This is a genomic window from Blautia sp. HA3515 (assembly GCF_059933065.1).
Genome location: NZ_JAYFUY010000035.1, coordinates 1 through 22256, shown reverse-complemented (window position 1 = coordinate 22256; position 22256 = coordinate 1). Strand labels below are relative to the sequence as shown.

Genomic DNA, 22256 nt, shown 5'->3' with positions numbered 1-22256 from the left:
AATAGGAATCATAGGTTTTTCCAGTCTGCGAGTCAGCTGCTGGATATACCTGATCTGAGGTGCAGCGGAAATCCTGCCCAGATTATTGATCATATAACATCCATCCTGCTGTATACCCATCTTCCTCAGATGAAACAGAAAGATTTTTCAGATAAGCCATATATGGCCCATGTGCCTGAAATTTCCCACTTTCATCATGGTAGTAATATCCTTCAAAAACAGTCCCATCGATGGTAAAATTCTTGAAATAATGAACTCCTGGACGATTATCTCTGGATCCATCTTCTTTCAAACAATAAAACCCATCGCTTTTCAGAAGATACATCCCGCTCCCATCCTGAATAGGACGAACCTGTGCTTCCTCTGTAACAGACAAAAGACTGCCGCCAGCAGCAGCCTGAGGCTTAACTGTAAAAATAACGATCCCCAGTACTGCCACAGCCATGGCTATCACTTTTGCGTATCTTCTCATATACTGCTCCTTATATTCCTCATGCATCTGGCCGCATCCTCGCGGAGCGTTTTTATGTAATAGGAACATTACGGAGTAATTTCCTATTACATATAAGAAAGTATCCCTACTCCACAGTTACGGATTTTGCCAGATTTCTGGGCTTATCCACATCCAATCCTCTGCCTACGGAAACGTAGTATCCGAACAGCTGAAGTGGAATAATGGCCAGCGAATTGGTAAAATACTGACTGGTCTTTGGAATATAAATCACATAATCTGCATTTTTCTCAATATCTGTATGTCCCAAATTGGTAAGAGCCATTACAAAAGCGCCTCTGGTCTTTACTTCCACAATATTACTGATCGTCTTCGGATACAGCTTCTCCTGTGTGGCTACTGCAACAACAAGGGTACCATCCTCGATCAGGGAAATCGTTCCATGCTTTAATTCTCCTGCTGCATATGCCTCTGAATGAATGTAAGAGATCTCTTTCAGCTTCAGGGATCCTTCCATTGCAATGGCATAATCGATCCCACGGCCAATAAAGAACATATGGCCGGCAGCCAGATAACGGTTGGCAAATTTCTGGATCTTCTCTTTCATGCCAAACAGGGATTCAATCTGATCTGGAAGCTGAATCAGGTCACTTCTCAGCTGTGCAAATTCTTCATCTGTGAGCATGCCTCTTACTTTGGCAAACTTCATGGAAAGCAGATACATAGCTGCCAGCTGCGCACTGTACGCTTTGGTAGTAGCAACAGAAATCTCCGGACCTGCCCATGTATACATTACATTATCTGCTTCTCTTGCAATAGAGCTTCCTACTACATTAACAATGCCCAGTGTTCTTACTCCATGATCCTTTGCGTCACGAAGAGCGGCCAGCGAATCAGCTGTTTCCCCTGACTGACTGATAATGATCACCAGCATATTATCTTCATAGATAGGCTCACGGTAACGGAACTCACTGGCCACATCTACTTCTACCGGAATTCTGGCCATGCTTTCAATCACATATTTGGCAGTCATACCTACATGGCTGGCAGAACCGCAGGCAACAATATCAATCTTACGGATGCTGCGGATCTCCTCATCTGTCATCCCAAGCTCCTCGATCACTACATCATCGTCCTTTAATCTGGGGCTGATGGTATCTCTCACTGCCTTAGGCTCTTCGTATATCTCTTTCAGCATAAAGTGCTCATAACCGCCCTTTTCAGCTGCATTAATGTCCCAGTCAATAGTTGTCGGGTTTTTCTCGATCTCTTCGCCATCAATATTATAAAAATGTATATTCTCTCCTGAAAGACAAGCGATCTCCTCATTCTCCATATAATATACACTTCTGGTGTATTTCAGGATAGCCGGCACATCCGATGCGATCAGATTGCCCATGCTGCTTGCACCTACGATCAACGGACTGTCTTTACGTGCTGCATAAATATGATGGGGATGATCCTTAAACATGATCCCCAGTCCATAAGAGCCTTCTACTCTATGCATTACCCTTTCGATTGCCTCTACCGGATCTCCCTTGTAATAATCTGTAAGCAGGTGTACCAGTACCTCAGTATCTGTCTCAGACTGGAATTCATAGCCTTTATTTTCCAGTTTTTTCTTTAATTTGGCATAATTCTCAATAATGCCATTATGTACTACTGCGATGGAATGGTCCTTATTAAAATGAGGATGTGCATTCACATCTGAAGGACACCCATGGGTTGCCCATCTGGTATGCCCGATCCCACAGCAGCCCTTCATGGTTTCACCGCCATGAGTAAGTTCCTCCAGAACTTTCAGTCTGCCCATTGTTTTCTTGATCTGGATCTCCTGCCCGTCAAAGACAGCGATCCCAGCAGAATCATATCCTCTGTATTCCAGCTTTGAAAGACCATCCAGCAAAATAGGTGCTGCCTGCTTGTCGCCAATGTATCCAACTATTCCACACATGAGATTACCTCCTGTTTTGTATCTGTATAATCACTTTTTCACCGAAAAACCTATAAACTCATAAACTTTCCCATGCTAAAAACATAACAAAAGTATACCCTAATTTTCCGGTCTGTCAAGTGCTTTCCAAAATTCCTCCAGCTTGCCCTCCAGTGTAGCCAGGCTGCAGCTTTGTCTGTCATCCCATTCCCTTGGGAACAATTCACCATATTTTCTGTCTGCGAAACGTTCATCCAAGAGCAGTATCACCCCTGTATCCTCCCTGGTCCTGATCACTCTGCCTGCTGCCTGAAGCACCTTATTCATACCAGGAAAGCGATACGCATAATCAAACCCGTTCTCCCCTTTATCTGTATAATATTCTCTCAGGATCTCCCTTCTGATACTAACCTGAGGCAGTCCTGTACCAACGATCACTGCACCGATCAATTTATCTCCAATCAGATCGATTCCCTCAGAAAAAATGCCTCCCATAATGCAAAAAGCAACGAAAGTATGGTCATGTATATCAAAATTCTGAAGAAAGGCTTCTCTCTCCCCTTCACTCATGCCAGGATTCTGGCATACTGTTCTAACCCAATCCACAGAAAATTCTTCTTCGTAAACATTATATACGTCTTGCAAAAGCCGGTATGATGGAAAAAAGATCATATAATTTCCTTTTTTCTTCCATACTGTTCTGGCTATGTACTCTGCAATCCGTCTGTATTCACTGTAATTTCTCCTGGTATACCGACTGCTCACATCCACACCTGTAAGGATGCACCTTTGTTCTTTTAAAAAAGGCGACCTGACATAGATTCCATAATCATCCGAACGTACACTTAAAAGCTTTCTGTAATAAATCATAGGAAGAAGCGTTGCGGAAAAGAAAACTGTGCTTATTCCTTTTTCAAGGGAAGCATTCAGATTCCCAGCAGGATTTACACAGTACAAATGAAGGCGGAACTTTCCGTCCTCACTGTTCTCTGTATAAACCACATAGTTATCATCTACTAATTCGGAAATGTTAAGAAAATCCCTTACCGAAAAATAGAAATCCAGAATCTGATCTGACAGTTCCTGATTTTCCGATTCTTCCATAAACTTCTCCAGTTCTCCGAAAACTCCCAGCATAGCAAGTGGTATCATTCCTGCATTCTCAAGTATTTGATAGCCCTCACATTCTTTTTTCATGGATAACAACTGACGGTTTACCTTGTCAAGGCTTCTTGCCAAAGCCGGAGCCTTTTCCCTTACTTTCTTTCGTACTTCCAGCACTTCTTCCTTGCAGACAGAAGCGCTGTACATTTCTCTCCCTCTCTCCACCAGATTATGTGCTTCATCTATAAGAAATACATACTCACCTGAAACTCCTTCCCCGAAAAACCGTTTCAATCGGGCATTGGGATCAAATACATAATTGTAATCACAGATCACGCCATCTGCCCATAAAGCCAGATCCAGGCTCATCTCAAAAGGACACACCTGCCATTTTCTTGCCTGATCCTGGAGCGCATCCCTGTCATAGCTGTGTCCGGAGGTCCATAACTCATAAACACATTCATTGATCCGGTCAAAGTGACCTTTAGCATATGGACAGGCCTTTGGATTACACTCTGTTTCTTCCTGAAAACAGATTTTTTCCTTGGCAGTCAAAGTGATCACCTTAAACTTCAGACCTTTTTCCTTCAGAAGTGTAAAAGTCTCTTCTGCTACAGTCCTTGCAATCGTCTTGGCAGTAAGATAAAATATCTGCTCACCACGCCCTTCCCCTACAGCCCTCACTGCCGGAAAAATGGTGGATATGGTCTTCCCCACACCTGTAGGTGCCTGGATAAAGATCTGCTTTTCAGCAGATATGGCATGGTAGACGCTGCTGACCATCTGCCTCTGCCCATCCCTGTATGGAAATGGAAATTCAAGATCCTGCATGGAACGATTCCGCAGTTCTTTCCATTGAAGCTGATAAGAAACCCATTGGTGGTAACGGTCCAGAAGCTTCTGATACCATTCTTTTAGTTCCTCCAACATAAATGACTCACTGAATCTGCGTATCTGTTCTGTGTCAAGGTTCACATAAGTCATCTGGATATCAATCTGATCCAGAGATTCCATCTCCCCATACATCCTGGCATAGCACATTGCCTGGGCCTTATGAACCAAAACCGGTGCTTCCAGCTGCTCCGGATCTGATGCGATTCCTTTTATCTCGTCAATAACTGTAATATCATCCTTTGTAAAAATACCGTCAGCCCGCCCTTCTACAAGGATGATCAGATCTTCATATTCTGTTTTCCATTTCAGGCTGACCTCAGCCTGATAACCGGCACCCATTCTTTTCTGTATCTTGCGATGGATACGGCTTCCTTTCTGCATGGCTTCCTTATCCAATCCACTGTGCCGGTTATCAATGTCACCACTTCTTAAAATAAATTCTACCAGGTTCCTTACTGAAATACGAAATACAGGTTTAGCCATTTTCATTCTGATACAGTATCTCTTGCCCTCTCACATAGTCAAGCCGGATATTTATATCCGCTTTGCTGATGGATATTGTAACACATACATTATGTAAATTCCACCATGTTCCTTCTGTACTTCAAAGGCAGAAGTTGCTGCTGAAGTGCTGTATTCTTCCTTTCCGGAATAGTAATGGCACTGCAGAATACCCTCCACAAATCTTCATAAATCTCCGGATTTCCCGGTGTCTGGTCTGTCACCTTAGGCTGTACGTTCTGAATCACAGTGCAGACAGACTGCACAGGATGTATCATTGCCTTTTTTCTTTTCTTATCATAAATCATCCAGTTCTCGCCTTGAAAACGGTCTTGAAAATGTGTACCCAGCATTTCCAGGATATCATTGGCAGGCTCTATTTCAGAAAAAAGTATCCGACCGCCCGATTTCCCTGAACCTTAAAAATCCATAATAATGATGCAGTTCTCTCCAGACTCTGGTCCTTAATCGTGATACCTGTCCCACATAAGCATCTGCTACATCTTCCATGATCCCAGGAATCCCACTTTCCATGGGAAAAAGACTTATAAAGAGTATAAAAAACGGCTGTTCCACGATCCGGATCCGAAGAGGCTGCTGCATACCACAAATCCTGGTAAACGTCAGATCCCAGATTCATCAGAATGGTTCTCGTTACCCGCCTGGCTTTCTCGCTGTCTGACTGTACATGATGTAATCTGGTAAAAAGCTCCATATTCTCCGGCTCACAGGTACGGATCTGTATCTGCACCTTTTTGACTTCCAGCCATCCGTCATATACAGCCGTAAAAATCCCCTCTGCACTATCTGCACAGATAAATACTGTTTTCTCCTGATTCACAAAGCATACCTCCTTTCAATCCCGTCCTCTTCTCGGTCAAAAAAGGAAAGCTGCCGGCAGGTACTGTAAAGAAGCTGCTCTGGCCTCCTGGCATCTGTTATATTCCGGATAATATAATCTTCTTCCAGCTTAGTCCTGTACATCATCCTGCCATTGCAGGTAATAAAATATAATGCACGCTTCAGAACTACTCCAATCTTCTGTAAATCGGTAAAATCCAGAGAATGCGTCTTTCTTGCGCCTACAATCCTCCTGGCAGATCTGTCACCGATCCCTGGAACCCGAAGGAGCTGATAATACCCGGCTGTATTGATCTCCACCGGAAAATATTCCAGATGGCGTATTGCCCAGTTGCACTTTGGATCCAGCTGAAGATCAAAATCAGGTCTGGATTCAGATAAAAGTTCAGAAGCTTTAAATCCGTAAAACCGCAGCAGCCAGTCTGCCTGATATAGCCTGTGTTCCCTTAAAAGAGGGGGCTTGGTAGACACTGCCGGAAGGGCTTTGTCTTTATTCACTGCAACAAAAGCTGAATAAAATACTCTTTTTAATGAGTATTTCTGATAAAGAGACTCTGCCACAGACAGGATCTGGTAATCATTCTCCCCAGATGCCCCTATGATCATCTGAGTACTCTGGCCGGCAGGCACAAACTGCGGTGCATGCTTAAATAGGATGAGTTCTTCCTTACTGGCATCCCGTTGGATCTGTATCTGCCGCATAGGCCTTAAAATAGTCTGCCTGCTTTTGTGGGGAGCTAACCGTCTCAGGCCATCTGCTGTAGGCAGTTCCAGATTCACACTCATCCTGTCTGCCAGATATCCTGCCTGCCGGATCAGATCCGGCGATGCCCCCGGAATAGCCTTCAGGTGAATATAGCCATGAAAATGGTACTTTGTTCTTAAAAGCTGTACAGTCCTGCAAAGCTCTTCCATGGTATGATCAGGACTTCCCTTGACTCCGGAGCTTAAAAATAATCCCTCAATATAATTACGTCTGTAAAACTCCATAGTTAGGCTGCATACTTCTTCCGGAGTAAAGCTGGTCCTGACCACGTCATTAGAAGCTCTGTTCACACAGTATTTACAATCATATACACATTCATTGGTATATAAGATCTTTAAAAGGCTGATACATCTCCCATCAGCTGAAAAGCTGTGGCAGATCCCGGCCGCAATGCTGTTGCCCATCCCTTCAAAGCTGCCACTCCTGTCAACACCGCTGGAAGTGCAGGCAACATCATACTTGGCTCCGTCTGCCAGTATCCTCAGCTTCTCCATCAGTCCCATTGATTCCTGAATTACCATAATCTGTCCCGTACCTTTCCTCCATTGATAGTTGCAAACATTTGTTCGTGTTATTATAATAGAACGAATGTTCTTTGTAGTCAAGGCTATAAAACGGGACGAACATAAATAGGGTAGAGGGAAAATAAATATTTTCGCCCCTCCCATTGAACCGTACGTACGGGTCTCGTATACGGCTCTACAATTTATATTCCAACTTTAACTAAGTAATAGGATAAGGGATTGAGCAGACCAGCTTTTCTTTTATTAGGCGGTCAAACCCGTCCAAATAAAATATAGCAAACCATTGGCTTGTTTGATTTCCAAGTGGAAGACCTTTACCCGATGTTACTTCAAAGCTATCGATAATCTGATATAAAAGGCTTAAAACCTGCTTATCTTCAATTACCGTTGCTAATTTGCGTCTTAGCACTTCGTGATCGATGTTATCGAAAAACTTTCTTATATCGCATTTCAGGAAATATCCGTTTGCACCGTTCTTTTTATAGAAATCGTGCAGAAATTTCGAAACTCTGCCTATCGCAAAGTGAGTTCCTTTTCCGATGCGACAAGCAGAGTTATCATAAATCAGTTTTTTATCAAGAATCGGTGCAAGCACTTCATCGCACAAGCAATGCTGAACCACCCTATCTCGATAATGCAAAGCGTGAATCAGACGAAACTTCGAATCATAAATGGCAAAGCTATAATAATCCTGCATTTTATAGGTTCTACTCTTTAACGCATCTGAAAGATTCGTTAAATTCTCCCCAAGATTCATTTCAAATTCAATAACTTCTTGGGTGTTGCGCTTGCTTCGCCGTGCTACTTTGTGTGCTTTATATAAATTTTGAAAATCATATATTTTTTCGTAATCAGTCATAACCTAATCTCATCGGCAGGGCGGAAGAGTCGCCGTGCACTGCTATTCTCCCGCCGTAAGAGCATAAAGCAAATTGCGTTATCTCTGCCGCCAACATATGTTTTCCCGAAAAGTCGAGAAGACGTCCCGTCGGACGATAATCGTCTTCTGTCACTATTCATCCAGGCACCAAGCAAATTTTGGCAATCTGTAATTTGTCTTGAAATCTGCTCATATTGCTTTGGAAGAATACAGCCTTGCTCCATAGATAACATAGCAATATATCCCAAAACCTTCAAATCTGTCATTGCGCTTCTCTGATAAGAAAGTCGTTCCTTTTGCGAATGTATATCTGTTTTAGTAACAAATACATCATTTGCACGGAACAGATTTTCAATTGCCGATAACGATAAATTTTGCAATCGACTGACAAAAGTGAAGCGAAATTGCTTGGGAGATTTTTGCGTAACGGTCATTACGTAGGAGCACAAGTCTTTTGCTTTTGTAATTACCGTTAATTCACTTTGCTTGCGCTCCATACGCTATACCTCAAAATTGAAATTTCGTGCGTCCGCCTTACGGCGGTTTTTAGATTAGCGTGCTTCACACGCAGATTTGCGCCTACGGGAACCCCCAACAAACTATCGTTTTTCGGGGAACCCCTATGGCGCTGAGTGGATGATTTGAGATTTGAAAATTTAAGAGTTCAGATCAATCCACAAAGCGGGGCGGACGGCATAGCCACCGTAGAGGACACTGCGGCCGCCCTCGTCGATATCGCCGACATTGTCGACAGCGGCGGCAGTATCCTGATCGTAGCCGGGCGACCGCAGCCACCACCAGCAGCAGTTACCATTGTTGCTATTGACATATGCGCCATTCGCAACTGCATAATCCGTAGGCTCATACTGTCTTGCGCTATCAGCGCTGAAATATTGATTCGCCTCCGTGATGCTAAGCAAGAACACCTGATCCTGCGTTGCATTGCCGGGATTTGTGCTATAATCGGGGTTCTTATCTGCGTTCACCGTAACGGTAGGAATCACAGCCTTTTCATCGGCAGAAAATGCTTCATTGATGAAGTCATTGTTTAACCACTTACGAAGTGTGCAGGTCTCCCAAGTAACGCCTGTAAAGCTTGTATTGTATGGCTTGCAATCAAGAACATATTTACTGATTACCAATGCTTTTCCGTCTTTTACTTCAAGAACAAGCCATTCGATGTCTTCTTTTCCGTTTGATGTATTGTTATCCTGCTCATATGCACCGAAAAATACGATGTCTCCAACTTCTGCAACTTTCAATTTTTCTGTTTTACAATTTTCAATCTGGTCTTCGCTATCTTTATAGCCATCCATTGCTTCAAACGCCGCGATTGCCTCCTCATATTCCCCTTTCTGCATTAATGAGACGGCAGAATTGTATTTGCCATTAGGAATGATAACCGTATTCAAAACGATGATAAAGGCGATAACAGCACAAACGATAGGTGTGCCTATGGCAAATGCCTTTTTCCGCTTCTTTGCAGCTTTTTCGGCTTTATGAGCAGCTTCCAATCGCTCTGCTTCTTCTTTTGCCTTTATTTCTTCGATCTTTTCTTCGATCTTTTTTTGGCAGGCAATGATCAATTCGTCGGCATCTTTGAAACCGGAGATCGTACGGAAGGTGTTAATAGCCGCCTCATAATTGCAGACGGTGTTGATGGTCATTTGAAACCTACCGTCCGCATAAATAGTGTCTTTGCGGCAAACCTCAGCTTTATCAAGGCACTGCTCTGCAAGCGCGTCGGCATCTTTGAAACCGGATATCGTTTTGAACATTTCCGCAGCCTCTTTGAACGTTTCCGCCGCCTCCTTGAATGCCGTTTTGGTTTTCGCCGCGTTCATAGCGTTAACGGCGCCGTTGTAGATACCGTCAAGACGGGCGTTTTCATTACGCTCAATAATGTGGTCTATGTAGCCTGCAAGCGTCGTTTTCAGCTTATCATCAGCAAAGCGGACAGCTTTTTGATAATTGTTGCTATGATCAAAGGGTTCTTCTTGATCTTTTAGATCTTCCTGCTCCTTACCCTTAATTCTGACAAAAGTTTGCCTAAGTAAGCAGACGCATTCTTCGGGGTCGATATCCAACACCTTTTCGCAGTATTCGTTGGCAGAGTTCCAATCACCGTCCTCGAGGAACATAAATGCTCGCTTCAAAAGAGGTGCAGTATTCACGTTGCTGCTGCCGACGACAACAGTTTCCTTGACCGTCGCTTTCGGCTCATCCGCTTTTGCAATTTTCTTAATGCCGCGGATCAGATCCTGCATGAAGCCGAGCTTCGACATATCCTGCGCCTGCAGGTGAGAAAATTCTTCCGGCAGGTCGTACGGGTCCATATCCTTGTACGCGGGAATGAGCATTTTCTTTCCGCCCGATTGCTTTACAAGCGTTAAATATCTGCTCCACTCGTTTTTTACCCAAACTGCGTTGAAATACTCCGGTTTTGTACCAAGCACAACCATGACTTTGGAAGAATTGAGCGCGGCAAATATGTAAGGCTCATACACCGCACCGAGCTTATCCTCCAGCGTAATACGCGCAAAGAAGACCTTGAAACCTTCTTGAGTTAATTGATGGTACAAATCGTTTGCCAAAACAGAGTCGGGTGTGCGGCGGCCGGTATTATCCGTTTCCTTGTAGCAGATAAAGACTTCAAACGGCTCTTCTTTTTGCGAAATCGCAAGGATACCTTTTTGGATTTCGTCGATCGCTTTGGCTTCGTCCTCGTAGATGGTTTTCTGGTAACCGTCGGCGTATTGCAATGCGGATCTATAATCCTCGTCGGCAAAAATGGAAGTAAACTGCGCACGATTTATCGTAGGAACGCGCTTATGCGTTGACGGGTCTTCAACATATTCAATACCGTAACGGCAAAGCACAAGCGACCAGTACGCCTCTGAATCGGTATTATCTTCGCTCAAAATTTGCTCATAAATACCCATTGCCTTGTCATACTCATTATTTCGGCGGAAATGATTTGCTCTGTCGTATAAATTAGCACGCTTTTCGTCATCCAGACGCGGCAGGGTTTGTTTTGTGCCGCAGTATTCGCAGGTGGCTACTGTTTCATTATTGTTAATTTCAAGTGCGCCACCGCACATTTTACATTTAAAAAGTGCCATAATTTACCCCACCTTTATTGCTGAAATATTAATACTTGGATTCAATTGAATTGGGAAAGGTACAATGCTTGACAACTTAGCAAAGGAGCCATAGCCAAAAACAAAATCAAATCCACTGTCAGTTATCTGAATATTATCAAACAAAATTTCAATGTCTTCTGAAAATGTAAAATTACCAATAAAACCTCTATTGTATAAGTAAATCATTATTGCCTGTAATTGCTCTTTTTGTGGACACATTGCTCTGGAAATAGCAATTGATTTATTGTTTTTGTACTTGATTATTTGTAATAAAAAAGATTGAATGTCTTTTTTTGAAGGAATAAGTATTGTATCATCAGGAATAACTACGTTTTTACCATCATTACGCACACCAATGATCATATTATCCTTTTTCCTTGCACGAATTTCCTTTTCATCCAAGTTGAATTTAACACTTGCTTCTTTAATTGTCATAAACTATACCTCACTTTAGCAATTTACATTTCTTATTTCTATCACCAAGCAAAATGATTATTTCATCGGCAAGCGTTACAACTGTTTCTGAATCTTCAGAAATAACTGCTTCAGAAAACTTCGAGAATTTTATAGTAATATCGCTTTCAATAGATGCAAGCGCATCATTACTCATTGGATCGGAATAACGAACCGCTTCATAAACCTTTTTACATGTTGCTTTGATTGTTTCGCTTTTTGCATGGGCAATAAGGCTTTCTGCATCAACAGTTAATGATTTGATAAAAAATGCCTTGGTTTTAACTTTATCGTCAATTTTGCTGACGATATCAACGGTAGCACTCGCTTTTATTACAGCAATGATATTAATCGCAAGAACGATTGCGCAAAGAATAATTCCCACCCAATAAGGAAGGGGCGAAATAATCATACATAATCCGCCAAATACAAAGGAGAGAATCAGTCCGGTGTAGCTGGCAGATATAAGAGAAACATTGTAAAACGTCTTTTTAATATCATCATCTTTGAAGGCAAAATAAGTACATACAATTTGGCCTATAAATGATGCTGTTATAAATGTATACCCGATCCAAAAAGAAGGCGTGTATTTTGGTATTCCTGCCCATCCGACAGATACAAAAGAAATTACATTGAATAAGGCTAAAAGGATAACCCAAATAATAGAATAAACTTTAAATATCTTTTTCATTTTCGACATCTCCATTAAAGTTTCTCGCCGCATTCAAAGCAGAATTTTGCACCAGGCACAATTTCTTTGCCACACTTCGGGCAAGCGGTAATGAATTTATAACCGCACTCAGGGCAGAACTTGCCCTTTGTTACTGACTTACCACACGAAGGGCAAATAACGGCGTTATCTTGTATTGCAGGTGCTACTTTTTCACCGCACTCTAAGCAGAATTTTGCATTCTGCGGAAGCGGAGCACCGCACTTGACGCATTGATTATTTGAAACGTTAGTCTGGTTCAAAGCATCGTTCATTGCGCCACCGACCGTGCCGGCAACTGCGCCGCCAACGCCCGCCATTGTACCCAGTCCTACACCTAAATTGGTGAACTGTCCAACCGCTTCATTTCGTGCAACCTCGGTTGCGACGTCAAATCCGCGTTCTTGTTGATATGTATATCCTTCTTGCGCACGTTTTGTTGCCTGCGCCTGAGAATCAATAATAACCTTCTGTGCTTCGGTTTGGGCATAGAGAATGTCTGTCTGTTGGCGGAGTTTTGCTTCTGCAATATCGGCATATTGACGGAAGTGGAGTTCTTTGAATTTTTCGTACTGTCTATCACCATCGGGCTTCACAACGTTCGTAACGAAGAAACGTTCAAGTGAAACACCATAATCAGCAAAATCGGGAATTAACTGCTTATGAATCGAATCGGAGAATACTGTTAGATTCTCGTCCAATTCAAAGATGTTGATAGCGTTGGACTTCATTGCTTGCGCAATATAAGTCTTTACTCGTGTCATTAAAAAAGCACGGAAGAAGGAAATTAGTTTCTGCTGACCAAGGAAATTCTCGGTTCCTACAAGCTTTAAAAGCAATTTTCGGCTATCTTCTGCTCTAAGGCTCATTTCACCGGATGCACCGATGGAAATGGGAAAACCGTACGTAGGCTCAATGTATTGCACTTTGCTATCGGTGCCCCATTTAATACTCATTTGCTCAGTTTTATTAATAAAATAAACTTCGCAATGGAACGGAGTTTCACCGCCGGTAGTACGGTTTAACAGCTTTCCGAGCTTGGGAATGTTTTGTGTTTCAAGAGTATAGCGGCCGGGGCCAAACAGATTCCAAAGCCTGACCGTTCATAAAAAAGATTGCTTCCTGACTCTCGTGAACGATAAGTTGAGTCAGACTGTTGAAGTCCTCGGAAGGATGTTTCCATATAAAGGTGCTGTTGTCACCTTCATATTTAATAATTTCAGCAATCTGTGCCATAAAATTACCTCCTCATATTTCAAGCAACATAATCGGCATTATGTTGTAAATTTACATAAGCAAAGAGCACATTTCGGCGAAACAAAAAATATTTTTCTTAAAAATGAGTATAGCAAAGCAAGCCTTTTCTCAAAGTTTACTGAAAAGGCTTATTTGTGCTGTAAAAAAAACGACAATTTTCGAACAAATCATACTTTTCACGCTAAAATTGTTGTGAAAATATTTATAGTATGCTATACTATACTAATTAAAGTAGGTTTGGCGTAACCTTAATACAACATAATGCCGATTATGTCATAGTTGCCGTTTTCGGTGGCTATTTTTATATTATCAACCGCATATTTTCCATACGCTGACGGTGTTCGTTGCCGGTAGTGATAATATAAATTCGTGTGGTGTTGATACTGCTGTGACCGAGTATGTCTGCGAGTTTGGCAATGTCCTTTTCAATTCCGTAGAACACACGGGCGAACAGGTGGCGCAGGTTATGCGGAAACACCTTTTTCGGGTTTACATTCGCCTCCTCGCATAAGGCTTTCATTTCACGCCAGATGTTTGTGCGGCTTATCGGATTGCCCGTCCTTGTTACAAAAATCATACCGCTTTTAATATTTTGCTCTGCTGCGTAGCGGAGCAATTTTTGTTTTAACTCTTTTACGATAAATACCGAGCGTGTTTTTGCTTTGCAGTTTACAACCGCTTCGCCCTGTTTTACCGCCTCAACGGTAATAAATTGCAACTCGCTGACTCTAATACCCGTGCCGCAAATCGTTTGCAAAATAAGATTAAGCCGCTCATTGTGCTTGCGTTCAGCTGTTCTGCAAAGCCGTGCGTATTCCGCTTTTGTCAATTCCTTTTCTTCGGGACAGAAAACCTGTTGTTGCAGTTTTAGTGATTTTACCCTTAAATCGTGCCAACCTAAAAACGCGAACAAGCTATTGATGCTTGCCAGCATGGAATTGACGCTCCGCACTGCGTAGTTCTCTTGTAAGTGTTTTTTGTATGCAATTACGGTTTCTTTTGTGACCGTAGAGCTTTTTGTATTTACCGCAAATGCCTTTACATCACGGATATATTTTTCAATCGTTAGTTCGCTCCTTTCCTCTAAAATCAGATATTCTTTAAATTTGGCAGTCGTTTTTGCCGTAATAATTCGTCCTTTCATCTCAATTTACCTCCGAGTATTTTTTAATATTTTACCCGAAAAGTATGAAAACAAAAATCGTCTCTGTTTATTGTAGAAAAAACAGCGGCAATAATCGAATGTGCGGAATATAAAGACAGCCCCGATGAGTTTCAGATTTTCTGTACTCATCGGGGCTTTTTGCATTTCAGATATTGACTTTTATTCGGCAGACGCCGCTGCACACTTCTCTTGTCAGTACAGCGTCGGGGATTTTGGCAAACATTTTTTGCTGAAATTTGTGTTTTCGTAATAGCAATCAAAGCTTGCAACGGGCAGCACCACCCACTCACTATCATTACTTTTATTTGCTTCATAATAGGCAACCGTATCGCGGACTACTTCTAAAGGAACGGTGTTCAAGTCAAGGCTTTTCAAAGCGTCATATTTTGGCTGCGGCACAACATATTCCTCCGTTCTGAGTGCGCCAAGCTCCAGCGCGTCGGCAAGAATGTCATCAAAGCGCAGTGCCCACGCCGCTTTGGTATTCAGCGCAAATATCGGCACTTGCAGTTACGGCAGTTGGAATCATCAATGTCCCTACTGAAAAAGAACTGATTACCGCAATGGAAAAAATGCGTGAAAAGCCGCTGAAAACCGCTTGAAACAAGGAAAACGGTGTAGCCCTCACAGGCTACACCGCATCCTACATAGCAACTGTCCTTTAGAGTACAACTCTTACGGCAGCCCTCTTCTTTTACATCTGAGTAAGAACAAAAATATCATAAATTGCTTTTATTGCAGTCTCAAAATCTCTATTTTCCACACCAATAATAATATTCAGCTCACTGGAACCCTGATCGATCATCTTAACATTTACATTAGCATGTGCCAATGCTGAAAAAATCCTTCCGGCAGTTCCTCTGGTGGACTTCATTCCTCTTCCTACTACAGCGATCAATGCCAGATCTGACTCCATTTCCACAAAATCCGGAGATACCGCCCGATGGATCCCTGCGATCACCTGCTGTTCCTTTTCCTCAAATTCATCCTGATGCACATAAACGGTGAGCGTATCAATGCCTGACGGAATATGCTCAAAGCTGATGCCCTGGTCTTCAAATACCTGAAGCACTTTACGTCCGAATCCGATCTCACTGTTCATCATGGATTTTTCAATGTTGATAGAACAGAAGCCTTTCTTTCCTGCAATACCGGTAATAGTATACTTAGGCTTTCTGCAGGTACTTTCTACAATAAATGTGCCCTTGTCCTCCGGGTGGTTGGTATTACGGATATTAATGGGAATCCCTTCTTTTCTTACAGGAAAGATAGCATCCTCATGAAGAACCGTTGCTCCCATATAAGATAACTCACGAAGTTCACGATAGGTAATCGTCTCGATCACTGCCGGATTATCCACGATCCTTGGGTCTGTTACCAGAAATCCGGATACATCTGTCCAGTTCTCATACATATCCGCCATGATCGCCTTTGCAACAAGAGATCCTGTCACATCTGAGCCACCTCTTGAAAAGGTCCGTACCTTCCCGCCATCCTCAGCCCCATAGAACCCTGGAATAACTGCTTTTTCACATTTTGCCAGTCTTTTTCCAAGAAGCTTATTGGTCTTTTCTGCCTCAAGAACCCCGTTCTTATCAAAACGGATCACTTCTGCAGCATCCACAAACTCATAACCAAGATAGGCTGCCATTACTTTACCATTGAGAAATTCTCCTCTTGATGCAGCATACTCTTTCCCTGCATGCGCTGAAAAATCAGCCGCAATCTGCTCAAACTCACCATCCAGGGAAAGTTCAAGGGAAAGTCCCCGATGATCTCCTGGAAACGTTCCTTGATCGCCTGAAGCTTTCCGGCAAATTCTTGGCCTGCTTCAGCAGCTTCGTAACAGGAATACAGCATATCTGTTACCTTTGTATCTCCGTCAAAACGCTTTCCCGGTGCAGAAGGTACAACATATCTGCGGCTTTCCTCGCTTCTGATGATCTCCCCTACCTTCTGGAACTGTTCCGCATTGGCAAGAGAACTTCCTCCAAATTTTACAACTTTTTTCATAATAGTAATTACTCCTCGCAGCTTTTTATAATGCACTGACGCTATTGTAAAAAAAAGTAAACAAAATTTGCAAGTACTTCTTTAAGATTTAGAATCACGGCTTCTAAGATTTAAAGTCACACAAACGCAGCTGTTTTTACTTTTCCCCCGGCTTCTTGTTTATACTCTCTGTTACATCCAACACTGTCAGAATATTTCCCATGACTTTAAAGTGGATATCCTGTCTGCCGAATGCCATGCCATATTCCCTGTCAGGGTCTTTCTGGTAGCCTGGTCGTGGATCATCTGCCAGCACAGCCACCAACGCTTTTCGCAATTCGTCTGGAACTCTGCTTAACAGCCCCTCTGGAAAATCCACTTCCAGCTTATGATCCTGTATTCTTTCTGTAAAGCCGGCCCTGCCCTCCGGATGGCTGTCTGCCTCCGGAAGATAGGGCTTTATGTCATAAATGGGAGTATCATTCATCAGATCTGCTCCTGAAACATACAGTACAGGCCCAAGGTCCTTTGTATATTCCACCTTTTCCAGTTTTACAGCAGAAAGGCCTACCGGATTGGGCCGATAAGGGGATCTTGTGGCAAAAACTCCTTTTCGTATATTTCCACCAAGCCTTGGAGGCCGGACCGTAGGAGACCAGTCATCCCGCACAGCCTGTGAGAACTCCCAGATCAGCCAGATATATGTGTATTCTTCCAATCCGCGAAATGCCTCCGGCTTTCTGTATTCCGGTTCAAATACAATCTTCGCCTTCAGTTCCCTGATCCTTCCACTTTGATGAGGAATCCCGAACTTTGATGGGAAATCATTCTGGATGTGTGCAATTACCTTCATGCTCTGTATTTCCGGATGATTTCATTTGCTTTTGCATAAATTTCTTCCGGATCCTCTCCTATGCTGAATAACCCATCTTCATAAAGAATACTTCCATTAACCATAGTAAGCTTTACATTTTCCTTACTTCCACTGTATACAAGATTCTTTACCAGGTTATTCTCAGGCTGCATATTCGGCCTGTGAAGATCGATCATAACAAGATCTGCCAGTTTTCCTTCTGCAAGGCAGTCACAATCGTCCAGACCGCAGCATCTGGCTCCCTCTGATACAGCCATTTTAAGGACCTGATCTGCCCCTACAGCGGAAGCGTCTTTTTCACGCAGCTTCGCAAGTCCGGTGACAAGGAACATTTCCCTGAACATATCCAGGCAGTTGTTGCTGGCCGGTCCGTCTGTACCAACAGCCACAGGAATGCCCAGATCCAGCATTTTCTGTACAGGTGCGATCCCACTGGCAAGCTTGGTATTGGAGCCAGGATTTGTCACTACATACAGCTTTCTTCTCTTAAATATGTCCAAATCTTCCTGGTTCATATATACGCAGTGATAACCACCGCCGCCATACTCCCACACACCCAGTTTGTCAAGATACTGGGTTGGTGTAACACCATTTCTTTCGATACACTGATGTACCTCTGCTTCTGTCTCAGAATTATGGGTGAACACAGGTGCCTGATATTTCTGTGCAATCCTAGCCACCTCTTTCAGCCTTTCCTGGCTGGTGGTATATTCTGCATGAAAGCCCAGACAATAACGAATCAGCGGATCATACGCATTGTACTTTATGTAATCCTCTTCCATCTCCCTTGGACTGGATGAAAAGTCATTCATAGGAGATACCAGAACTGTACGGAATCCGCAGTCTACACTTGCCTTTGCGATCTGCTCCGGATAAAAATACATATCAAAGTTAGAAGTGATCCCACTGGTAAGGTATTCCAGGATCGCCAGCTTTGACAGATGATACACATCCTCAGGCACTAACTTAGCTTCCATGGGAAAAATCTGCTTATTCAGCCAATCCAACAAAGGCAGGTCGTCTGCAAAAGACCTAAGAAAGGTCATGGCTGAATGGGTATGTGCATCCTTAAACCCAGGGATCAGCAGGTTCTCTTTTACATCAATCTCTCTGTCCCAGGCATTTTCCCCATAAGCATCCTGCGTTTTTTCAGGGCCTATATAAGCAATCCTGTTGCCTACCACATGAAGTTCTCCCTGGATGATCTGAAAATCCTTATCCAGGATCCTGGCATTATAAAAACGGGTATTCATCAATCAGCCTCCTTTTCCTCTCCAAAAAGTGCAGCCAGGCTTTCTTCGTAAGGTGCTCTGCAGATTCCTTTTTCTGTAACGATCCCGGCGATCAGTGTATGATCTGTTACATCAAAAGCAGGATTGAAACATTTTACAGATTCCGGAGCCATAGGCTGCTTATAAAACATCTTTTTGATCTCATCCGGATTTCTTTCCTCGATCTTGATCTGTTCTCCTGTAGGACAGTTCATATCAATCGTTGAAGTAGGTCCAAGCACATAAAATGGAATGTTATAATACTTTGCCAGGATTGCCACACCGCTGGTACCGATCTTATTGGCAGTATCTCCATTGGCAGCTACACGGTCGCAGCCTACAAAGCAGGCCTGTACCCAGCCATTTTTCATCACCATACTTGCCATGTTATCACAGATCAGTGTAACATCGATCCCAGCTTTATCCAGTTCATAGCTGGTCAGTCTGGCTCCCTGAAGCAGCGGACGGGTCTCATCTGCAAATACATGGAAGTTCATGCCCTGTTCTTTCCCAAGGATCAATGGACCAAGGGCAGTTCCGTACCTGGATGTTGCAAGCGGCCCTGCATTACAGTGGGTAAGGATCCCATCACCATCTTTAATAAGACTTAGCCCATACTGGGAGATCTTCTTACACATGGCAATATCTTCCTGATGAATCTTTCTGCATTCTTCTCCAAGAAGCTTTACGATCTCCTTAACAGGAAGTTCTTTATGCTTGTATGCAGTCTGTTCCATCCTGTTGATCGCCCAGCTAAGATTCACAGCCGTAGGACGGGAGCTGTTCAGATACTCTCCATACTCTCTCAGTTTTTGATAAAAAGCGTCAAAGCTGTCTGTATCAATCGTCTGAGCCAGACAGTACATCCCATATCCTGCGCAGATTCCAATCGCCGGAGCGCCTCTCACCCGCAGATGAAAGATTGCTTCATAAATATCTTCCGCTGTCTCCAATGTAAGATACTCAGCAAGATTGGGAAGCTTTGACTGATCCAGGATCACTACATACCTGCCGTCTTCTGACAGTCGTACATGATCCATATCCACTTTCTGGCTTGTCTGTTCCATTAATACCATTCCTCCTTTAATTAACGGCTTTACACTGCCTCACGGCATTTATCATATAATCATATAATCATAACTTACAGGATTTCCCCCATAGCCTTAATGCTTTCTTCTGTAACAAGGCTGCGAAACAGCGGTGCAACCCTGTCTGCTGTTTCTTGTACTTCTTCATGGGTAAGCGGATTCTCTGTCATGCCACAGCCCAGATTGGAAATACAGGAGATCCCGCAGATCTTCATGCCCATATGGTTCGCTGCGATGGCCTCACAGGCAGTACTCATACCAACCGCATCTGCTCCCAGGGTACGGCACATACGTACTTCTGCCGGTGTTTCAAATGCAGGACCTGTCAGCTGGATATAAACGCCCTCTTTAAGATTGATTCCCAGCTTACCGGCAGCATTTCGGATCACCTGCTGCAGATCAAGATCATACACATGACTCATATCGCAGAAGCGAAGCCCCAGTTCATCAATATTCGGCCCGATCAAAGGAGATGGCACAAAAGATCCTATCTGATCTGTGATCATCATCAAATCCCCTGCTTTAAAATCAAAGTTTACGCCACCTGCCGCATTCGTAAGGAACAGTACTTCCGCACCCATCAGCTTCATCAGCCTTGTAGGCAGAACCACATCGGAAATAGAATAGCCTTCATAATAGTGAACCCTTCCCTGCATTGCCACTACAGGCACATCCCCCACATATCCAAAAACAAAACGTCCCTTATGACCAGGCACTGTTGATACGGGAAATCCCTGGATTTGGCTGTAATCCAATGTCTGCACCACTTTCATTTCCTGAATATACTCACCAAGTCCAGAGCCCAGTATAAGGGCTGCTTTTGGTTTAAAATCTACTTTTTCCTTTACACTTTCATAGCATCTTAATAATTTTTCATATACTGGATTCATTTGTTTCCTCCTTTTTCTGCTGGATCTTCTTGTAAATAAAATCGCATATTCCTGAGGCAGTGTCAGGATCTACGTTTTCTTTCTGTTTTTCCATCATATTTGCTGCCATATTCTGGTCATTCAAAAGGCAGAGCCCCTGCTTAACCTGCCCTTTCACTGTTTTCGCAGAAACACTCATGCCAAGCTTTACAAAAAACTTCCTGTTTGCACTTTCACAGCCTGGGATAGGGTCCGTATGCACCATAGGCACCCGGACGGCTGCAGCCTCTGTAGACGTAAGACCTCCTGGCTTTGTAAACAATACATCACAGGCCTTCATGTAAAGCGCCATCTGACTGGTATACCCGATAACATGGACTCTTTCTTCCTTTTGAAACTCTTTTTTCATACCAGCCTCAATCTTACGATTGCTTCCACAGACCACAAAAATCTGTGCTTCTTTTGTTTCTTCCAAAAGAAGCTTTACGATCCTTGCCAGATCTCCGGCTCCCATACTTCCTCCTGCCACAAGAATATATCTGCCATCACTTAATAAGCCCAGTTTATTTCTGGCATCTTTTTGTGAGATATCCCTTCTGCAGGCAGCTGCCACCGGAATCCCCACAGGGATCAGCTTTTCCTTTGGAAGTCCTCTGCGGATACAGGATGGGATCAGCCTTTTATGTGGAACCGTATAATAATCACAATCTGTTTCTTCCCAGAATGGAATGCAGGTATAATCTGTCATAATCGCAACGGTAAGGGGCAGCTTCATTCCTTTACGCTTCATGTATGTGATGGTTTCTGCCGGATACAGATGCGGCATTATGATCACATCTACAGGATTTTCCTGAAGATATTCATCCAGATATCTGGCCATCCTGCCGTTCAGGTAATAAACTGGGGACTTTTTCATCAGTCTGCTGACCAGCATTCCCAGATGGTACGCCACTCCGAAAAGCTTTGGAGTTTTCTTTACGATCTGAACATATCCGTTTCCTACGATCCTGGATACTCCCTGCCCTGCAAGGGTAAGGTAATCCAGCACATATGCCTCGTCCCCTCTGGAAACAAATTCCTCTGCAACAGCCCGTCCTGCCGAATTATGGCCTCCACCTGTATTACATGATAAAATCAGTGCTTTCATCCTGCGATCCCCTTCTTTTTATTCATACTGCAGCTTTCTCTTCCCTGGATTCCTCTTCTGTACAGATGCAGTGCTTATACACCACAATACCAGACAGGAGCAGCACACCTGTCAGCACAGCAGGCGGTTCTGCGGTAAAAAAGCAGGACAAGCCTACACATGCAAAAGTAATCAGGCTTCTTTTCCTATGAGATCTGACAGGCAGTACCAGAGAAAAAAGAAGGTAAAAGATCACAAGGCTGATAAATGGACGATACACTGGAAACAGCCCAGCCAACACACCAAAGCTTACAGCTATAGCCTTTCCACCCTTGCCACGGTGGAAAATTGAAAACGCATGTCCTGCCACTGGAGCCGCCATCACCCCTGCAAAC

The 22256-nt window shown here is 43.3% G+C and carries 21 protein-coding genes and 1 pseudogene; all 22 read right to left on the bottom strand.

Annotated elements, in window-relative coordinates:
- Window positions 1–82: 82 nt before the first annotated feature.
- The gene (locus R1Y93_RS02410; protein ID WP_500821500.1) at window positions 83–499 is read right to left on the bottom strand and encodes a hypothetical protein; all 417 of its coding nucleotides are present in this window, start codon (window positions 497–499) and stop codon (window positions 83–85) included.
- A gap of 79 nt (window positions 500–578) precedes the next feature.
- On the bottom strand, window positions 579–2405 hold the full coding sequence (glmS, locus tag R1Y93_RS02405) for a glutamine--fructose-6-phosphate transaminase (isomerizing) (protein WP_500821499.1): 1827 nt from the start codon (window positions 2403–2405) through the stop codon (window positions 579–581).
- A 99-nt stretch (window positions 2406–2504) separates the two neighbouring features.
- Complete coding sequence (locus R1Y93_RS02400; RefSeq protein WP_500821498.1) at window positions 2505–4871, bottom strand: ATP-dependent DNA helicase; 2367 nt, start codon at window positions 4869–4871, stop codon at window positions 2505–2507.
- A gap of 83 nt (window positions 4872–4954) precedes the next feature.
- Window positions 4955–5236 (bottom strand): DUF4130 domain-containing protein, encoded by a 282-nt coding sequence (locus R1Y93_RS02395; RefSeq protein ID WP_500821497.1) that lies wholly within the window; start codon window positions 5234–5236, stop codon window positions 4955–4957.
- 23 nt (window positions 5237–5259) lie between these two features.
- A complete protein-coding gene (locus R1Y93_RS02390; protein WP_500821496.1) occupies window positions 5260–5724 on the bottom strand; it encodes a hypothetical protein in 465 nt (154 codons plus the stop codon).
- Window positions 5721–7031, bottom strand: a complete 1311-nt coding sequence (locus tag R1Y93_RS02385) for a putative DNA modification/repair radical SAM protein (protein WP_500821495.1) — start codon at window positions 7029–7031, stop codon at window positions 5721–5723. Before R1Y93_RS02385 ends, R1Y93_RS02390 begins: the two co-directional genes overlap by 4 nt.
- A gap of 202 nt (window positions 7032–7233) precedes the next feature.
- Window positions 7234–7893 carry a reverse transcriptase domain-containing protein gene (locus R1Y93_RS02380; protein WP_500821494.1) on the bottom strand — a complete coding sequence of 220 codons (660 nt, stop codon included), beginning with the start codon at window positions 7891–7893 and terminating at the stop codon, window positions 7234–7236.
- Window positions 7890–8411, bottom strand: coding sequence for a four helix bundle protein (locus tag R1Y93_RS02375; protein ID WP_500821493.1), 522 nt, complete (start codon window positions 8409–8411; stop codon window positions 7890–7892). The genes R1Y93_RS02380 and R1Y93_RS02375 overlap by 4 nt, the downstream gene beginning before the upstream one ends.
- A 159-nt stretch (window positions 8412–8570) precedes the next feature.
- On the bottom strand, window positions 8571–11036 hold the full coding sequence (locus R1Y93_RS02370) for a DUF6273 domain-containing protein (RefSeq protein WP_500821492.1): 2466 nt from the start codon (window positions 11034–11036) through the stop codon (window positions 8571–8573).
- Between the two features lie 3 nt (window positions 11037–11039).
- Entirely contained in the window at window positions 11040–11492 is a 453-nt protein-coding gene (locus tag R1Y93_RS02365; protein WP_500821491.1) for a hypothetical protein, read from the bottom strand.
- A 10-nt stretch (window positions 11493–11502) separates the two neighbouring features.
- Window positions 11503–12201: a hypothetical protein gene (locus R1Y93_RS02360; RefSeq protein WP_500821490.1), complete on the bottom strand. Its 699-nt coding sequence runs from the start codon at window positions 12199–12201 to the stop codon at window positions 11503–11505.
- A gap of 14 nt (window positions 12202–12215) precedes the next feature.
- On the bottom strand, window positions 12216–13247 hold the full coding sequence (locus R1Y93_RS02355; RefSeq protein ID WP_500821504.1) for an SPFH domain-containing protein: 1032 nt from the start codon (window positions 13245–13247) through the stop codon (window positions 12216–12218).
- A gap of 28 nt (window positions 13248–13275) precedes the next feature.
- Window positions 13276–13455, bottom strand: a complete 180-nt coding sequence (locus R1Y93_RS02350) for a hypothetical protein (RefSeq protein WP_500821489.1) — start codon at window positions 13453–13455, stop codon at window positions 13276–13278.
- Window positions 13456–13777: 322 nt separating this feature from the next.
- Window positions 13778–14620, bottom strand: a complete 843-nt coding sequence (locus tag R1Y93_RS02345; protein ID WP_500821488.1) for a tyrosine-type recombinase/integrase — start codon at window positions 14618–14620, stop codon at window positions 13778–13780.
- A gap of 213 nt (window positions 14621–14833) precedes the next feature.
- Window positions 14834–15145 (bottom strand): hypothetical protein, encoded by a 312-nt coding sequence (locus R1Y93_RS02340; protein WP_500821487.1) that lies wholly within the window; start codon window positions 15143–15145, stop codon window positions 14834–14836.
- A gap of 190 nt (window positions 15146–15335) precedes the next feature.
- A pseudogene (locus R1Y93_RS02335) lies at window positions 15336–16654 on the bottom strand (aspartate kinase).
- 136 nt (window positions 16655–16790) lie between these two features.
- Window positions 16791–17486: a tRNA (N6-threonylcarbamoyladenosine(37)-N6)-methyltransferase TrmO gene (tsaA, locus tag R1Y93_RS02330; protein WP_500821486.1), complete on the bottom strand. Its 696-nt coding sequence runs from the start codon at window positions 17484–17486 to the stop codon at window positions 16791–16793.
- Window positions 17483–18760 carry an amidohydrolase gene (locus R1Y93_RS02325; RefSeq protein ID WP_500821485.1) on the bottom strand — a complete coding sequence of 426 codons (1278 nt, stop codon included), beginning with the start codon at window positions 18758–18760 and terminating at the stop codon, window positions 17483–17485. The genes tsaA and R1Y93_RS02325 overlap by 4 nt, the downstream gene beginning before the upstream one ends.
- A complete protein-coding gene (gene mtnA / locus R1Y93_RS02320) occupies window positions 18760–19845 on the bottom strand; it encodes an S-methyl-5-thioribose-1-phosphate isomerase (RefSeq protein WP_500821484.1) in 1086 nt (361 codons plus the stop codon). The genes R1Y93_RS02325 and mtnA overlap by 1 nt, the downstream gene beginning before the upstream one ends.
- A gap of 74 nt (window positions 19846–19919) precedes the next feature.
- Entirely contained in the window at window positions 19920–20756 is an 837-nt protein-coding gene (locus R1Y93_RS02315; protein WP_500821483.1) for a purine-nucleoside phosphorylase, read from the bottom strand.
- Window positions 20740–21882 carry an MGDG synthase family glycosyltransferase gene (locus R1Y93_RS02310; protein ID WP_500821482.1) on the bottom strand — a complete coding sequence of 381 codons (1143 nt, stop codon included), beginning with the start codon at window positions 21880–21882 and terminating at the stop codon, window positions 20740–20742. The genes R1Y93_RS02315 and R1Y93_RS02310 overlap by 17 nt, the downstream gene beginning before the upstream one ends.
- A 22-nt stretch (window positions 21883–21904) precedes the next feature.
- A partial coding sequence (locus R1Y93_RS02305) for a glycerol-3-phosphate acyltransferase (RefSeq protein ID WP_500821481.1) occupies window positions 21905–22256 on the bottom strand: 352 nt, incomplete at its 5' end.

Bases quoted from the DNA above. Each gene is read 5' to 3' on its own strand.
- R1Y93_RS02385 (WP_500821495.1), bottom strand. From the start codon at position 7,031: ATGGTAATTCAGGAATCAATGGGACTGATGGAGAAGCTGAGGATACTG.
- glmS (WP_500821499.1), bottom strand. From the start codon at position 2,405: ATGTGTGGAATAGTTGGATACATTGGCGACAAGCAGGCAGCACCTATT.
- R1Y93_RS02395 (WP_500821497.1), bottom strand. From the start codon at position 5,236: ATGCTGGGTACACATTTTCAAGACCGTTTTCAAGGCGAGAACTGGATG.
- R1Y93_RS02325 (WP_500821485.1), bottom strand. From the start codon at position 18,760: ATGAATACCCGTTTTTATAATGCCAGGATCCTGGATAAGGATTTTCAG.
- R1Y93_RS02400 (WP_500821498.1), bottom strand. From the start codon at position 4,871: ATGAAAATGGCTAAACCTGTATTTCGTATTTCAGTAAGGAACCTGGTA.
- R1Y93_RS02345 (WP_500821488.1), bottom strand. From the start codon at position 14,620: ATGAAAGGACGAATTATTACGGCAAAAACGACTGCCAAATTTAAAGAA.
- R1Y93_RS02380 (WP_500821494.1), bottom strand. From the start codon at position 7,893: ATGACTGATTACGAAAAAATATATGATTTTCAAAATTTATATAAAGCA.
- R1Y93_RS02370 (WP_500821492.1), bottom strand. From the start codon at position 11,036: ATGGCACTTTTTAAATGTAAAATGTGCGGTGGCGCACTTGAAATTAAC.
- R1Y93_RS02315 (WP_500821483.1), bottom strand. From the start codon at position 20,756: ATGAATCCAGTATATGAAAAATTATTAAGATGCTATGAAAGTGTAAAG.
- R1Y93_RS02410 (WP_500821500.1), bottom strand. From the start codon at position 499: ATGCATGAGGAATATAAGGAGCAGTATATGAGAAGATACGCAAAAGTG.
- R1Y93_RS02350 (WP_500821489.1), bottom strand. From the start codon at position 13,455: ATGGCACAGATTGCTGAAATTATTAAATATGAAGGTGACAACAGCACC.
- R1Y93_RS02310 (WP_500821482.1), bottom strand. From the start codon at position 21,882: ATGAAAGCACTGATTTTATCATGTAATACAGGTGGAGGCCATAATTCG.
- R1Y93_RS02360 (WP_500821490.1), bottom strand. From the start codon at position 12,201: ATGAAAAAGATATTTAAAGTTTATTCTATTATTTGGGTTATCCTTTTA.
- mtnA (WP_500821484.1), bottom strand. From the start codon at position 19,845: ATGGAACAGACAAGCCAGAAAGTGGATATGGATCATGTACGACTGTCA.
- R1Y93_RS02365 (WP_500821491.1), bottom strand. From the start codon at position 11,492: ATGACAATTAAAGAAGCAAGTGTTAAATTCAACTTGGATGAAAAGGAA.
- R1Y93_RS02375 (WP_500821493.1), bottom strand. From the start codon at position 8,411: ATGGAGCGCAAGCAAAGTGAATTAACGGTAATTACAAAAGCAAAAGAC.
- tsaA (WP_500821486.1), bottom strand. From the start codon at position 17,486: ATGAAGGTAATTGCACACATCCAGAATGATTTCCCATCAAAGTTCGGG.